This is a genomic window from Rhodoferax sp. LS1R11 (genome assembly GCF_056521395.1).
In genome coordinates this window covers 1-14,147 of sequence record NZ_JBWMAW010000005.1, presented here as the reverse complement: position 1 = coordinate 14,147, position 14,147 = coordinate 1, and the positions used below count along the sequence as shown (strand labels likewise).

The following is a 14,147-nucleotide window of genomic DNA, read 5'->3' as shown; positions in this document are numbered from 1 at the left end:
TGCAGGTTCAACAAGTTTTGAACAAACCTCAGGCACGCGGTTTGTCCAGCAGGTACAGCAATTGCGCTTTCACCTCGGGCCATTCGCCGCTGCGCAGGCTGTACATCACGGTGTCGCGGATGGTGCCGTCGCGGCGCAGGCCGTGACCACGCAGCACGCCGTCTTTTTTGGCGCCCAGGCGCTCAATTGCATTTTGCGACGCAAAGTTGAAGTTGTCAGTACGCCAGCCCACCACGTGGCAGCCCAGGATTTCAAACGCATGGGTCAGCAAGAGCAGCTTCGCGGTCGTGTTGACGTGCGTGCGCTGGCAGCGTTTGGCGTACCAGGTCCAGCCAATCTCCACGCGTTGGACGGCAGGCACGATGTCGTGGTAACTGGTGCAGCCCAGCACCGTACCGGTCGCGGCGTCGGTAACGGCGAAGGCAAAGCGGTTGCCCGCCTCGCGCATGGCCAGGGCGTCCTCGATGTATTGGCGGGTTTGCTCGGGCTCGGGCACGGACGTGACGCGAATTTTCCAGAGTTCGCCGTCTTGCGCCGCAGCACACAGGCCACTTTCATGGGCCAGCGCCAGGGGCACGAGTTCAATGCCACGGGCTGTCAGCGTTACGGGATCGACGAAAGCCATGTTCAGTTCTCTTTACTTTTTGGTTTTACTGGCCTTGCGCCAGCGCCGGGCCAGCTGCAGGCCCAGACCCCCGCCGATGCCCACCATCACAATGCCGCCCACGCTGGCATTGCTGTAGCCTTGCGCAAAGATGTCCAGACCCAGCAGGCGGCCGATCCAGAAACCCAGCAGGGCGCCACCGACAAAGCCGACGGCATCGGACAGGCCTTCAATCAACAAATTTTTATCCATGGTACGCAGCTCTCAGGTCAGCGGTTGTGCTTTTGCATGAACACCAGCTTTTCAAACAAGGTGACATCCTGCTCGTTCTTGAGCAGGGCGCCGACCAGCGGCGGCACGGCCACTTTATCGTCCTTGCTCTGCAGGGCGTCCAGCGGGATGTCTTCGGCCACCAGCAGCTTGAGCCAGTCCAGCAGTTCGCTGGTGGACGGCTTCTTTTTCAGGCCGGGCAGGTTGCGCACGTCGTAAAACGTTTTCATGGCCGCGGTGAGCAGCTCTTTTTTGAGGCCCGGAAAGTGCACATCCACGATGCTTTGCATGGTGACTGCGTCGGGGAACTTGATGTAGTGAAAGAAGCAGCGGCGCAAAAAGGCGTCCGGCAGTTCTTTTTCGTTGTTCGAGGTGATGAACACCAACGGGCGGTTTTTGGCCTTGATCAACTGGCGCGTTTCGTAGCAATAAAACTCCATGCGGTCGATTTCGCGCAGCAAGTCGTTGGGAAACTCGATGTCCGCCTTGTCGATCTCGTCAATCAGCAGCGCGACCGGCTGCTCGGCCGTGAAGGCCTGCCACAACACGCCCTTGATGATGTAGTTGTTGATGTCCTTGACGCGTTCGCCCCCGTCCACGGTAGAAAGTTGTGAATCGCGCAGGCGGCTCACCGCGTCGTATTCATACAGGCCCTGCTGCGCCTTGGTGGTGGACTTGATGTGCCACTGCAGAAGCGGCATGTCCAGCGCCTGGGCCACCTCCTCGGCCAGCATGGTTTTGCCAGTGCCGGGCTCGCCCTTGACCAGCAAAGGGCGCTTGAGGGTGATGGCCGCGTTCACGGACAGCATCAAATCCTGGGTGGCGACGTAGTTTTTGGTACCTTGGAATTTCATGGTTCTGGCTTGTTGGTGGGAAACAGCACGTAGCGAAGGTGTAGGATTTTGGGCCGATATAATGAACGGTTGATCTATCTCAAACACTGGTTGATTGTCCTCTCAAAATGAACAAATTTTTGCCATCACTGTCCGCTCTGCTTGTCGCTTGTGCGACGGTCTTATCCGCTCACGCCCAAGAGGTCAAGGGTGATGTCAAAGCCGGCGAGAAAAAAATCGCCATGTGCATTGGCTGCCACGGCATTGTGGGCTATCAGGCCAGTTTTCCTGAAATCCACAAGGTCCCCATGATTTCGGGTCAAGGCGCCAAGTACATCGTGTCAGCACTCACCGCCTACAAAAAGGGCGAGCGCAAGCACCCCACCATGCGTGGCGTGGCTGACAACCTGAGCGAGCAGGACATGGCCGATCTGGGTGCTTATTACGAAGCCCACGGCAAGGTTGAAGGTGCGCCCGAGTTGGCCAAGGCCGCGGACGGCAATGCCAAAGTTACCGCATTGCTGGCCAAGGGCGCCTGTATCTCCTGCCATGGCGACAGCTTCAGCAAGCCCATCGACCCCAGCTACCCCAAGATTGCCGGTCAGCACGCCGACTACCTGTTCGTCGCCCTCAAGTCTTACAAGGCTGAGAAGAACCCCCAGGTGGGCCGCTCCAACGGCATCATGGGTGGTGTCGCCAAACAGTTCTCGAACGCAGAACTGAAAGAACTGTCGAGCTACCTGGCCTCTTTGCCGGGTGAACTGAAGACTGTGCCCCAAAGCAAGTTCAAGTAAGCAAGCCCGGTCTCCAAAAAAAAGCCGCTCATTGAGCGGCTTTTTTGCGTCTGAAGAGCGCCGGATGAACTTTGCGTCTCAGTCCCGCGTTGCATGCTGCTGCACGCAGCCGATGTAGGCATCGCCATCGGGCGGGCGCCCGGCGCGCTGGCTTTCCCAGATCATCTGGCCCAGGCAGTCCATGGCTTCATGGTGCGCCGCGTGCAGCGAATTGCGGCGGTGCGTCAGCAGCTCGACCGCCTGGCGAATGCCGCGGGGCTGGTCGATGCTGCACTGCTCGCTGATAGAGAGGTGCATGGACAGGTGCAGGAAGGGGTTGCTCTTGCCTTCCTCGGCCTGCAGCATGGAGGCCAGGGCGGTGTCCACGTCGGCCAGTTCGGCGTGGTACTCAGGATGTTCGTCGATCCACAGGCTTGCTATGGTTTCAATAGCTTCCATCGGTTGACCGGCAAGGGTCTTGGCGTAAACAGAGCAGAAGAAACGGCGAACGTCGGCTTGGGAGGGTGAAAACATGATGGACCGTATTGTCGTGCCCTTCAACGGCGAAAATAGCTTCCATCTCTCAAATACCGATTCCATCTGATGATCTTTCCCCTGATTACCGACCCCTATTTCTACGCCGTCACCATTCCCGCCGTGCTGCTGCTGGGGGTGAGCAAGAGCGGCTTTGGTGCGGGTTTTGGCTCGCTGGCCGTGCCCATGATGGCGCTGGCGGTCACGGTGCCGCAGGCGGCGGCCATTTTGATGCCGGTGTTGCTGGTGATGGATATTCTGGGCATGGCGGCATTCCGCAAGGACTTTGACCTGAAACTGCTGAAGTTTTTGATTCCCTGTGGCCTGGTGGGCATTGTGATTGGCGCGCTGCTATTCAGGGCGCTGGACGCCCACACCGTGGCCGGCATTGTGGGCGTGTTTACCCTGTTGTTCTTGGCGCAGCGCGTGCTGTTTCCGCCCAAGCCGGACAGTGCGCCGCCGCCCCGTTGGCTGGGCGCCTTGCTGACCGCCACGTCCGGGTTCACCAGCTTCATTGCCCATGCAGGTGGCCCGCCGATCAACGCCTACGTGATTCCGCTGCGCATGACGCCCGTGAAGTTCACCGCCACCATGGCCTTCTTTTTCTTCGTCATCAACCTGGCCAAGTGGATTCCCTATGCCTGGCTGGGCCTGCTGGACACGCGCAACATGGCCACCTCCCTGGTGCTGTTGCCGATTGCGCCGATTGGCGTGTGGGTGGGTGTGAAGCTGGCCCGGCGCATCAGCCAGGTGCTGTTTTACCGGCTGCTGTACCTGGGCATGCTGCTGACCGGCATCAAGCTGGTGTGGGATGCGGTGCGCTAGTCGCTATCTAATTTATAGCTACTACCGCAGGTACTACCTGGGCTACAGCCTGGTTTTATCTAAACTCTAGTTGGGACTGCAATGATGCGTCGGCCAGCGGCCGCAGTCGGGCGTAGTCCAGAAGTTCAGCCAGGCGAGCGCCTTTGCTCTGCCATTCATAAACCACATTTTCTGCCAGCAGGACGTAATGCCAGGGCGGTCCCCCACGTTGCTCAGCACTCAATCCATTGATGCGCTCGCACCAGGCCAGCGCGGCTTTCAGCTTGCGCTGGACGTTGGGGTGAATGGTTTGCTGCTGGGCCTTGGTTTCCACCAGATAAACGGCGCCCGCTGTTCGCACCAGAAAGTCGGGTGAATAAAACGCGGGCAAACCGTCGTCTTTGACATAGCGCAGCCGGGCAAAAGTGTGGCGGTTTTCACTGATTTTGCAAAACGCTTCAATTTGTGAGTCGGCTTGAGCCCAGTGAATGAAAGCGCGCTCCAGTCCGCCGTTGCGTGCAGGCCAGGCCAGCCGGGTGTAAATGCACTTGGATACTTCCACCGAATGGCTCTCGCGCATCATCAGGCGTGGCACTTCGCTCAAACGGCGCAAATGCACCTCGGTCTGGCCGGTAATGTGCTTTTGCTCCGACTCCAGCAGCGCCACGGCAAACACCTTGGTGATGTGATCGACCACCGGTTGCAGCAATAGCACACGCCAGTTTTCACCATCGAGCGGGTTGAAGGCAGCGTCAAACAACTGGGTCCAGATGTAGTCGTCCAGCCAGCCGGTCAACTCGGCGGTGTTGACCTGCAAATAAGGCTTGGCCAGATGCGTCGCCACCTTGTTGCCTTTGGGCACCGGTTCACTCAGCGCCTGGCTGATGCGCCGCGTCAGGCGCGACAAATATTCGTTGTAGCCGCCAACGTTCATCACCGCGCCATCCACCCGGTAGTCACCGAACAGCGTGGCGCTTTGCAGGTCTTGTGAGATAAAGGTGTCGCCCTTGCCCAGCAACCCGGTGAGTTGCGCCACCGTCATGGCGGTGAAAGCGGGTAGGGCAGTGAGGTCCAGCGCATGGTGGTCCCGCACTTCGTCTGCCTCTTGCAGGATGAACGGAATACCGAAATCAAATGCCTCAAAACCCTCACGCAGTTCTGCCGCCATGACGTCGCCGGTGCTCGACGTGTCGTCCATGTCGTCGCCGGTGGTGCCTGCCAGACCTTCCTTGATCAGATCGTCATAAAACGACTGAAAGGCTGGGTGCTCCACGATCGACAGCACATCCAGCAAGCTGCCGGGCTCTTGCCCCGCATTGATGCGTTCGCGGTTTTCGCGTTTGAGGTCGGTGTATTCGTCGTCACGCCACATCAGGCGCAGGCCCCGGCCAATGGTTTGCTCCAGCAGAATCTGCGCTTGTGATGAGCGCAGCGGCACGATCACGCAGATGTTGTTCACGTCAAAACCCTCGCGCAGCATCAGCACGCTGACGATCACGCGCGGCGTGGCGTGGTGATCGACACTGAACAGGCGCTGGCGCACCGGTGCCCAGTCCTTCTCGCCCAGCTCGGCTTTCTTGCCCGAGTCGATGGTCATCACCTCGTCCAAGCCCAGCCCTTCCTGATCTTGCAAAAAGGCGGCCACCAGGGGTGACACGCTGGTGTCTTCGCACACCACCAGCATCTTGGGGTGGCGCTCCATGTCGATCCGGGCAAAGTCCGCTTCCAGCTTGCGCAGCTTCTTCAGCCCGGCGCGCAGCATCACGCGCTGGCCTTCGCTCAAGGCCGGGTTGCCCTGTTCATCACGCTCGGCCTTGAACTCCAAAGGGAGTGCGCCAATCTCCTTGCGCCGATCCAGCACCAGCGACTTGACCAGCCCGGTGCGCATGGCGCTTTTCAGGTCAAAGTCGGTGATGATGTGCGGAAAATACACCTTGCGCTTGTTTTTGCCCGCGCCCACATCGTTGTAAGGGGTTGCAGAAAAGTCCACCTGCACGAATCGCCGCCCCTTGGTTTCGGCAATTTTGGAGAGGCTTTTTTGCCACTCCACCTCGGTGCTTTCGCCCTCGCGTTTGAACTCGTGAATGTGGTGTGCCTCGTCGTTGAACACCATCAGCTCCGGCAAACCGGCCAGAAACTCCAGCACATTGCCGCGTGCGTAGCGCCGGTCCAGCACGTCCAGGCTGTTGCCGGTGGCACGGCCGGGCGTGAGAGGTAGCACGGCATTGATGACCTGCTGTGGCTCCAGCGGCGCGCCCAGGGCTTCGATTTCCTCTACGTCCTCGGTGATATCGCCTTCATTCAACAGATGCCAGTTGGTGATGGCGATCATCCCGTTGCCGGTGGCTTTCAGGCCAATCTCGGTCTTGCTGCACACGTTGCCGCGGACAAAGGTAAACACGGCATCACGATGCGCATCGGGCATGAACAGGTCGGCAAATTGCGCGATATCCGACTTGGCGAAGTCGCGCGAACCATTGCCGCCCTCGATCAGCTTGCCGCAAAACGCGTCCAGCAGCCGCTCGTAAACAATCAGCCCCGGCGCCACAACCATGAACTGGCGCGTAAAACGGGCGTCGTCGATGCCTTCTGCCAGCGCCGCCGTTTTGTTGAGCAGTTGCCAGATCATCAGCGCCTGCAGCACCCAGGTCTTGCCGGTGCCGGTGGCCATCTTGAAGCAGTATTTGGGGTGCGCGTGTTTGGCCTGCGCTACCTCGTTCAACCGTGTGCCGGTCAGCAGCGCGTCGGGCGCGCAAGCCTTGTACAGGTCCAGCAAGGTCCAGTGCGCATGTCCCTGGCCCAGTACCTCATGCGCCACGATGGCGTTCAGAATCGCCTGTTTCTGCCCGGCATGAAAGTTCAGCCCACTGCGTGCCAACACCATGTCTTCGCCAAACCACCACATCAACAGCTCTGCGGTGGTGGGTGTCACCAGCTCCAGAATGTCGGCGGCGCCCGATTCGAGGCCGAGACAGAGCTGGTTGGTTTTGGCGGTCAGGCCGACGGATAGGGCGAGTTGGTTTTCTTTATCAAGCATGTGGTAACCCCTGGGTTTGCTGTTCTGTAAACAGATTGTTTATAATTCGGTGGTGATTGAAAACTTTGCCAATACCGAGACCGAACGTTTATTTGCCACTGGCAAGTCGAGGCGCTTGCCGCCCGACATCCTGCGACGTGCCGTGATGCGGCTGACCCAGCTTGATGCCGCGACGGAGGTTGAAGACTTGCGGCAACCGCCATCCAACCGGCTGGAGGCTTTGTCGGGCGACATGAGTGGCAAATGGAGCATCCGCATCAATGACCGCTGGCGCGTGTGCTTCCGGTTTGAGCGCGGTAATGCACAAGACGTTGAAATCGTGGACTACCACTGAGGAGTGATACAGATGAAGACCAAAACACCCGTGAACGGGCTCCCCGCCATCCACCCCGGCGAATTTTTGCGCGAAACGCTGGAAGATATGGCGATGACGCAGTCTGCTTTTGCCGACGCTATCGGCGTTTCCCCCATGCGCGTGTCGCACCTGCTCCGGGGCGATCGTCCTGTCACTGCTGAACTGGCGTTGCGCTTGGGCCGCGCTCTGGGGCAAACGCCGCAATACTGGCTGAACCTGCAGACCACTTACGACTTGAAGCTGGCGCAGCTTGAACTGAAAGACAGCTTGCTGGCGGTGCGTGAACTGGCTGCAGCGTAAACCTGTCATCTCTAAAAATTCACTCTTCCCGGCATGGTTCACGCGGCCTCCACCGTAGCAACCACCTCCGCCTCAAACCCAAACACATCCACCACCCGCACGCACACCCTGCGCGGGCCAGGCTTGGCTGGGGCGCTCACTACAGCCTGTGTCACCACGCGCAGTGCGTCTTCATCGTTGGCGGTGTTACCCCGATAGTCTTGCCAGACCGAGCGGAACACCTTGCCATCAAAATCCGGGTCTACCGCCCAATACTCGATCAGCGCCAGCGGCTCCTGGTTGATGACAGCCTGCAGCTTGATGCGGTTGGCGTCGTCAAGGTTGATGGCTTCGGGCGACAGCAGCACATAGTTTTTGAGCTTGACGGTGAGCGTGTCGAGTTCGCCAGCCGTCTTGCGTTCAATCGGGTGAATCGTCAGATATTGCAGGCTTGAGAATCGCACCTGACCGCGCAGCTTGTCGATGCCGCCTTTCTTCTTCAGCCGGTCCATCAGGTCGGGCGGAATCACCAGCACTTCGAGCCGCGAGTCGTTCAGCGCGGTGATGGTTTCGCCTATCGAGGGCTCAAAGTTCCAGCCCAGCACCACGACCCGGTCCCAGCCGCCCATCAGGTTGTCGCGCTGCGCAATTGCTTTCTTGAGCGTGGCCGCGCCGGTGAGCTTGTTGGGCGAATCCGCCAGCACCAGCGTTTTGCTACTTTTGCCTGCACCAAACGCCATGCCCGCGATGTGGCCCAAGTTGCGCTGCGGGTTGACGTCCGGCGGCAGCGGCAGTGCGCCGTAGAGTGACAGCACGATTTGCGACAGGTCACCAATGCGAAAGTCCCGCCCCAGCATGGCCTTGGCCGCCTCCACCTGGTAGTCGCCGATGGCCTGGTACAGAAAGGGCTTCGCGTCCTGGTCGATCAAGCGTTTGCGCATGATCATGCAGGCGGGTTTGCCGAGGTCGGTGGTGATCCAGCGGCGACCGAGTTTTTCGGCGACGGCGGCTGTGGTGCCGGAGCCGCCACAGAAATCTGCCACGATGCCGTTCTCCGGGCACGAGGAACGAACGATGCGTTCCAATAGGCTTTCGGGCTTTTGCGTGTCGTAATCAATTCTCTCCGCGACGATTGCTCCCAATCCGCCGAGGCTTTTCAGGTCGTCCCAAATGTCTTGCGTAGGCTTGCCAAGCATCTCATCCAAATAGCGCTTGTACTTTGGCACAGTCCCCGGTTTAGTCTGAATCACTCGACCATCTTTGATGAGCTGGCTCATTTTCTCTTTGCTGTAGCGCCAGTAACGGCTTACACCCATTACCTCGTAATAGGGATTTCCTTTTGTCGCACCGCCAGGACCTTGCAGGTTGTCGAGCCAGTACCGTCGACCTGTCCCTGGCTCAATGTTCTTGTAGTAGGTGTCTTTGTATGCCTGTGTGTACGGAGTGAACTGTTGTGCGAAAAAATATTGTGATGATTTGGAGTAGAAAAATATCGTGTCGTGAAGGCGTCCAAAGTGCGCAGAACCTTGCTTTGAGTCGCTGTGTGCATGGCCGCGCTTCCAGATCAATTGATTGATGAACTGGTCTTTCCCGAAAACCTCATCCAAAACCAGCTTCACGTAATGCCCCACATGCCAGTCCAGATGCACATAGATTGAGCCGGTATCTGCCAGCAGCTCGCGCATCAGGATCAGCCGGAGTGTGATCATGGCCAGATAGGAGGCGGTGCCGTCGCTCCAAGTATCTGAGTAGGCGAATTGCTCGATGACGGTGGGCTTTTGTTCCAGCTCCACACCGGGGAGGGTGACCTTGGTACGGTAGTCGGCCTTGCTGTCAAACGGCGGGTCAATGTAGATCAAATCCACCTTGCCGCGCAGGCTGGGTGTGGTGTCGTCGCCTGCCAGTAGCGCCGCCATGGCCAGCAGATTGTCGCCGTAGATCAAGCGGTTGGCCCAAGGTTGCCCGTCGACGGTGGCATCCCCCAGCATCGGCTGCGGGTTCTCCATCAGGCTGGTTTGGCCGGGGGCGAACACTTCTCGCTGGACCGTGCGCTTTTGTGCCGTTACCCAGTCTTGCACCGCGCTGTCTTTGGCCGGCAGCACGACCTCACGGGTTTGCAGCGACACGCGGTGGCGGCTTTCGAGGTTTTCAAGGATTTTTTCTGCCTCTTCGCGTCCACGTTTGACGATCTCGGGCAGTTGTTCGAGCAGGGATTTGGGCATGAGGGGTGTGTTGACCGCCTTCTGAGCAAGCAGAAACAGTCAATGTAATCATTAGTTACGTAAAAAACGTGACTATACATGTCTGTTCCGTTTGTGCATTGGTTGCCGGATAGCGTAACCTTATGGAAAACGCAAAGAAATTGTTTGCGGATCGGTTACGCGATGCGATGACAGCTGCTGGCTACGAGGCCAAGCCGGCTGTGTTGGAGCGCGAGTTCAACACTCGTTACTGGGGAAAGCCGATGACGCTGCACGGCGTGCGTCGCTGGTTACGCGGTGAGACCTTGCCGACCCACGAAAAATTATTGGTGCTTGCTGAGTGGCTGACGGTTTCACCGCAGCAACTGAACTACGGCGACGAAGTACAGCGCAAGGTTCAGGAGCGCCGAGCCCGATGGGACAGCGGCATTGGCTACCAAGACCGGGATATTTTTGAGGCGTTTCTCAAACTGCCGGTGCCACAGCGCAAGATCATCCGCGAGGTGATTCTGGCCTTTGCCAAAGTCCATGCCAGTGCAGACTCGCCGGATGCTCAGGGCAAGGACTGACTGACGACCAACCTGGGTGGCGCAGGGAGTTGCTCAATGGCTATCAGCAGCCGGTCCGATGACTACGTAAAACGCACGCTCAACGGCGCCATCGACACGTTGTTGACGGTCTACCGCAAGCCGAGCGGACGTTCGTCAACTTCGCCTTGCAATAGAATCAAATGGTCAACGAGCACCGCGATTACCGCGCTTTTGCGTTCTGTATCGGGTCAACATATGCGACCTTCTGCCGGAAATGGTTGGGGGCGTGTTGTGACTTGGCAATTCACCTGCTCTCAATTTCCAAGGACTATCAAATGAATCCCACTGCAGACAAAGAGGAGTTGGACCTCGAAGAGGAGCGTGATGTCGAGGGTGACATGATTAAGACGCCGTTTGATCCCGCGAACGTCGATATCTACGACAAGAAGTTCACTATCAGCGCGCTGCTCGAACGGTTAAAGCATGGGGAGCTCAAGTTAACTCCCGATTTCCAACGGCGAGCCAATCTGTGGGACATCCCCAGAAAGAGCCGCTTGATCGAATCGGTTTTGCTTCGCATTCCGCTGCCGTCGTTTTACTTCAGCGAAGATTCAGCGGGTAACTTTGAAGTAGTCGATGGCTTACAACGCCTATGCGCGATCTTTCATTTTGTTGACCATGCAGTGTTGAATAAGGCAACGGGAGCCAAGCTCAACCCGCTGCGCCTTGAGGGGCTTCAGTACCTGACCGAGAAAGAAGGGACGAGCTTTGCCGAGCTGGAACGTCCATTTCAGCGGCGGATTAATGAACTGGAAATCAACGTCAACGTCATCCGTGCTACGACACCAAAGGCGGTGATGTTCAACGTGTTTGCGCGATTGAACCAAGGCGGCTTACCTTTGGCAGCGCAAGAGATTCGCAATGCGATCTATCCAGGCGCGTGGCGAGGGCATGTTCGGGACATGGCACAAGGTGAAGAGTTCTTGAAGGCGACCGAGAGACGCGTGCCCACAGACCGTCAGCAGGACATGGAGATGGTGCTGCGCTTTGTTGCTCTTTGGGCCTTGGGGGCACCTTTCCAGCGACAGTCGAACCAAGTGTTGGATAAGTTTCTCAACGATTCCGTCGAAGGTCGACTCTCCGGTTGGGATTCGATGAAATGGGACTCCATTCATAGCGCGTTCGTTAAGGGGTTGCACGCCACGAAGGCCATCTTTGGAAAGCATGCTTTTCGCAAGAGTTATGGGACGCAAGGTCGAACACCGATCAATAAGGGGTTGTTCGAATCGCAATTAGTGACTTTGGCCTGCTTGTCCGCATCGGAGATCGAAACCCTCACACAGCGCAAAGGGGTTGTGTCCGAAAAATTTGGCGCGCTGATCACCGGGGCAAATAGATTTAGCACAGGCCTTCGATCAGGCACAGGTCACGCCGAATCATCAAATGCTCGCATCGACGAGTTAACCAAGTTGTTTCGTGAGGTACTCGATGCTTGAATGCCTCACACTGCACAACTTCAAGTCAGCCCGTGACCTTGAGGTGCCGCTCAGCAACCTGACGGTGCTGAGCGGTCTCAATGGCTCGGGCAAGAGCAGTGTGTTGCAAGCGATCAGTCTGGTACGGCAAAGCCTGTTGCTTTCCCAAAGTGTTCGATTGCCCAGCCTCCATTTAAGGGGACCTCTGGTTCAATTGGGTGTTGCCGACGACGTGATCAGCGATCGTGCTGCCGACAACACCATCCAAATCGGGCTCAGAGTTGATGGCCTCCAAACCCATTGGATATCGAACGCGACGGTCGATAGCGATATTTTGCAGATCCAGCTCGATGCGCTTCTCCCTGACCCGGGAGAGTCCTATCTACGCAACTGCCATTTTCAGTTTCTCCAAGCAGATCGATTGACCCCCCAGACTCACTACGAACGAAGTGATTCTTTCAGCCGTGATATTGGATTCCTGGGTGCTCACGGCCAGTTTACGCCCGACTATCTGGCCGAGCATGGTGATAGGCTCGAGGTCAGCCTTGCAAGACGATGTCCTAAAACAGCCAGCGGTTTGCCCAATGGCCTCATGGACCGCATTGTCGCGACCCCGAAGCTCTACGATCAGATTAGTGGATGGATGCAGCACCTGAGCCCCGGCGTCCGATTGGAAGCGGGTCGCTTATCGCAAACGGATCTGGTGTCACTGCGTTTCTCGTATGCGTCAACGGAGATTGCGCAGGGTTCGGGGCGACGGCGCCCATCCAACGTGGGGTTTGGCCTTACATATTGCCTGCCCATCGTGACCGCTTGTTTGGCGGCGCCTCAAGGGGCAGTTCTGTTGCTTGAGAATCCAGAGGCTCACCTGCATCCCCGAGGACAGGCCGCGCTGGGTACGTTGCTTGCGAAGTGCGCTGCGGATGGTGTGCAGATCATCGTCGAGACGCACAGTGACCATGTGCTCAACGGCATCCGTTTGGCTGTCAAACACGGCGAGATTGCAGCCGAGAAAGTACAGCTGTGCAACTTTACGCGTGACCCTGTGACGGGAGACAGCTTTATTGAAACCCCCGTCGTGCTGGCGAATGGTGAGTTGACCGCATGGCCCGAGGGATTTTTTGACGAGTGGGAAAAGAGCCTTGAAGAATTGTTGAGGTAAGCCCGATGGATGCAATAGTTCTTTACTTCAATGAATTGTGTCTTGACAGCGAACCCACAGAAATTGACCAGGATCACCGATGGACTTCAGGTGTGGCGGGCCTAGCTCAGGCGATTGATGGTCTCTTGGCGATCAGGTCTGACGGCACTGTCGCTTTTCCCTCGAGCAGCTTTCATGCCGATTGTGGAGGGTTCCCGCTTCATGTGCGATTCCAGCAGCAACTGCCTAGGGATAACTATCGACGTTTACTGGCACGGGTCAGACATTTATCCGATGACAAAAACGCGCTGGAACGTGAGGTTCATTTTTCTGGGCGCGCGGCTGTTGGGCTGATGCTGGCAGATATGGCCGCCGACGAATGGAATCACGGTTGGGCGGTGAGCTTGTCGCTCCCCAATTCTCCCTGGTTGCAGCACACAGTTGCGGCGCAGCGCTTTGTGCTCAACGATCAGGGAAACTTGAACGGTCCTACTGAGTGCGTTGTCGGCCATCTTTCCAGCTCGGACCATGTACAGCATTGGCAAGCTGAAATCTTGGATTGGGGGGCCACGATAGCGCCTTCATGCGAGCTAGCGGTAATCAACGGACATCCTGTCGTGATGTTCCCCGGTCCCCTTGAACACGGCCCACCTCATGTACATCTATTGGAAAGCCGAGTGTCCCATCGAACGTTAGCGAAGTATCGAATAGACCAGTTTGAGCGGCCCAAGGGACCGCCGGTTTGGGATGCTGAAATGAAGGCATGGATCACAGAACACCGTGAACGGTTGCTGCAATCGTGGAATAGATGCCAGCGTGGCGGACACCCATACGCGCTCGAATAGGCCACCCTGTTGGCGGCTGTGTAAAGCCACACTTTTCTGGCTGTGGGAGCGCGCTCGGAAAGTTATGAATACAGGTCTTCAAGGAGGAAATACAACCTAATCTCGCTCGGACTTGCACTCACGCGCGCTGACTTGCCACGCCGCTGTGCGTCCTCATAGCTCGCCATCCGGAGTTACCCTCGACCGCCACCTCACCGCCAGAAAAGAGCGTTTCTTGACCGCCATTCACACGGCCCTTTCAGAAGCACGACCGGTTTCGAAAAAACGGATCAACTATCTGGAACTGGCTGCACACCGAAGTCTACGAAGGTCTGCATTATTCAAGCCAGACCGGCAGCTTCGGGACATTGGACGAAACCGCTGTCGCGGTAGTCTCCGAGCCGGCGTGTGTGTTTTGCACAGGGGGATGTGCGTGCCTATGTTGTGAATTGAGGCAATTGGCCTCGTTCACAACAGGAGCACAGCC

At 57.6% G+C, this 14,147-nt stretch carries 14 protein-coding genes; 8 read left to right on the top strand and 6 right to left on the bottom strand.

Annotated features, from left to right (window positions below):
- Positions 1-28: 28 nt before the first annotated feature.
- From AC097N_RS08115 to AC097N_RS08105, 3 genes are read right to left on the bottom strand one after another with little or no spacing between them, the layout of a single operon-like run.
- Positions 29-625 carry a GNAT family N-acetyltransferase gene (locus AC097N_RS08115; protein WP_479580398.1) on the bottom strand — a complete coding sequence of 199 codons (597 nt, stop codon included), beginning with the start codon at positions 623-625 and terminating at the stop codon, positions 29-31.
- Between the two features lie 12 nt (positions 626-637).
- Positions 638-856 (bottom strand): hypothetical protein, encoded by a 219-nt coding sequence (locus AC097N_RS08110; protein WP_479580397.1) that lies wholly within the window; start codon positions 854-856, stop codon positions 638-640.
- 17 nt (positions 857-873) lie between these two features.
- Entirely contained in the window at positions 874-1,728 is an 855-nt protein-coding gene (locus AC097N_RS08105) for an AAA family ATPase (protein WP_479580396.1), read from the bottom strand.
- A gap of 107 nt (positions 1,729-1,835) precedes the next feature.
- Here AC097N_RS08105 and AC097N_RS08100 point away from each other — a divergent pair, with 107 nt between their 5' ends.
- Positions 1,836-2,501: a c-type cytochrome gene (locus AC097N_RS08100; protein WP_479580395.1), complete on the top strand. Its 666-nt coding sequence runs from the start codon at positions 1,836-1,838 to the stop codon at positions 2,499-2,501.
- Between the two features lie 78 nt (positions 2,502-2,579).
- Here the strand turns inward: AC097N_RS08100 and AC097N_RS08095 are convergent, their stop codons facing one another.
- Positions 2,580-3,014 (bottom strand): DUF1841 family protein, encoded by a 435-nt coding sequence (locus AC097N_RS08095; RefSeq protein WP_479580394.1) that lies wholly within the window; start codon positions 3,012-3,014, stop codon positions 2,580-2,582.
- A 69-nt stretch (positions 3,015-3,083) separates the two neighbouring features.
- On the opposite strand from AC097N_RS08095, the gene AC097N_RS08090 reads away from it, so the two are divergent.
- Positions 3,084-3,839, top strand: a complete 756-nt coding sequence (locus AC097N_RS08090; protein WP_479580393.1) for a sulfite exporter TauE/SafE family protein — start codon at positions 3,084-3,086, stop codon at positions 3,837-3,839.
- 55 nt (positions 3,840-3,894) lie between these two features.
- Here the strand turns inward: AC097N_RS08090 and AC097N_RS08085 are convergent, their stop codons facing one another.
- Entirely contained in the window at positions 3,895-6,855 is a 2,961-nt protein-coding gene (locus AC097N_RS08085) for a DEAD/DEAH box helicase family protein (protein ID WP_479580392.1), read from the bottom strand.
- 52 nt (positions 6,856-6,907) lie between these two features.
- On the opposite strand from AC097N_RS08085, the gene AC097N_RS08080 reads away from it, so the two are divergent.
- Together AC097N_RS08080 and AC097N_RS08075 are read left to right on the top strand one after the other, a co-directional pair.
- Positions 6,908-7,189 (top strand): type II toxin-antitoxin system RelE/ParE family toxin, encoded by a 282-nt coding sequence (locus AC097N_RS08080; RefSeq protein WP_479580391.1) that lies wholly within the window; start codon positions 6,908-6,910, stop codon positions 7,187-7,189.
- 12 nt (positions 7,190-7,201) lie between these two features.
- Positions 7,202-7,510 carry a HigA family addiction module antitoxin gene (locus tag AC097N_RS08075; RefSeq protein WP_479580390.1) on the top strand — a complete coding sequence of 103 codons (309 nt, stop codon included), beginning with the start codon at positions 7,202-7,204 and terminating at the stop codon, positions 7,508-7,510.
- Between the two features lie 38 nt (positions 7,511-7,548).
- Here the strand turns inward: AC097N_RS08075 and AC097N_RS08070 are convergent, their stop codons facing one another.
- A complete protein-coding gene (locus AC097N_RS08070; protein WP_479580389.1) occupies positions 7,549-9,711 on the bottom strand; it encodes a site-specific DNA-methyltransferase in 2,163 nt (720 codons plus the stop codon).
- A 122-nt stretch (positions 9,712-9,833) separates the two neighbouring features.
- On the opposite strand from AC097N_RS08070, the gene AC097N_RS08065 reads away from it, so the two are divergent.
- The 4 genes from AC097N_RS08065 (at position 9,834) to AC097N_RS08050 (ending at position 13,681) form a co-directional block, all read left to right on the top strand.
- Positions 9,834-10,259, top strand: coding sequence for an XRE family transcriptional regulator (locus AC097N_RS08065; RefSeq protein WP_479580388.1), 426 nt, complete (start codon positions 9,834-9,836; stop codon positions 10,257-10,259).
- Positions 10,260-10,555: 296 nt separating this feature from the next.
- Entirely contained in the window at positions 10,556-11,716 is a 1,161-nt protein-coding gene (locus AC097N_RS08060) for a GmrSD restriction endonuclease domain-containing protein (RefSeq protein ID WP_479580387.1), read from the top strand.
- Positions 11,709-12,857 carry an AAA family ATPase gene (locus AC097N_RS08055; protein ID WP_479580386.1) on the top strand — a complete coding sequence of 383 codons (1,149 nt, stop codon included), beginning with the start codon at positions 11,709-11,711 and terminating at the stop codon, positions 12,855-12,857. Before AC097N_RS08060 ends, AC097N_RS08055 begins: the two co-directional genes overlap by 8 nt.
- A 5-nt stretch (positions 12,858-12,862) precedes the next feature.
- A complete protein-coding gene (locus tag AC097N_RS08050) occupies positions 12,863-13,681 on the top strand; it encodes a DUF4160 domain-containing protein (RefSeq protein ID WP_479580385.1) in 819 nt (272 codons plus the stop codon).
- Positions 13,682-14,147: the final 466 nt, after the last annotated feature.

Coding starts and splice junctions, on each gene's coding strand:
- AC097N_RS08115 (WP_479580398.1), bottom strand. CDS start 625: ATGGCTTTCGTCGATCCCGTAACGCTGACAGCCCGTGGCATTGAACTC.
- AC097N_RS08110 (WP_479580397.1), bottom strand. CDS start 856: ATGGATAAAAATTTGTTGATTGAAGGCCTGTCCGATGCCGTCGGCTTT.
- AC097N_RS08105 (WP_479580396.1), bottom strand. CDS start 1,728: ATGAAATTCCAAGGTACCAAAAACTACGTCGCCACCCAGGATTTGATG.
- AC097N_RS08100 (WP_479580395.1), top strand. CDS start 1,836: ATGAACAAATTTTTGCCATCACTGTCCGCTCTGCTTGTCGCTTGTGCG.
- AC097N_RS08095 (WP_479580394.1), bottom strand. CDS start 3,014: ATGTTTTCACCCTCCCAAGCCGACGTTCGCCGTTTCTTCTGCTCTGTT.
- AC097N_RS08090 (WP_479580393.1), top strand. CDS start 3,084: ATGATCTTTCCCCTGATTACCGACCCCTATTTCTACGCCGTCACCATT.
- AC097N_RS08085 (WP_479580392.1), bottom strand. CDS start 6,855: ATGCTTGATAAAGAAAACCAACTCGCCCTATCCGTCGGCCTGACCGCC.
- AC097N_RS08075 (WP_479580390.1), top strand. CDS start 7,202: ATGAAGACCAAAACACCCGTGAACGGGCTCCCCGCCATCCACCCCGGC.
- AC097N_RS08070 (WP_479580389.1), bottom strand. CDS start 9,711: ATGCCCAAATCCCTGCTCGAACAACTGCCCGAGATCGTCAAACGTGGA.
- AC097N_RS08065 (WP_479580388.1), top strand. CDS start 9,834: ATGGAAAACGCAAAGAAATTGTTTGCGGATCGGTTACGCGATGCGATG.
- AC097N_RS08060 (WP_479580387.1), top strand. CDS start 10,556: ATGAATCCCACTGCAGACAAAGAGGAGTTGGACCTCGAAGAGGAGCGT.
- AC097N_RS08055 (WP_479580386.1), top strand. CDS start 11,709: ATGCTTGAATGCCTCACACTGCACAACTTCAAGTCAGCCCGTGACCTT.
- AC097N_RS08050 (WP_479580385.1), top strand. CDS start 12,863: ATGGATGCAATAGTTCTTTACTTCAATGAATTGTGTCTTGACAGCGAA.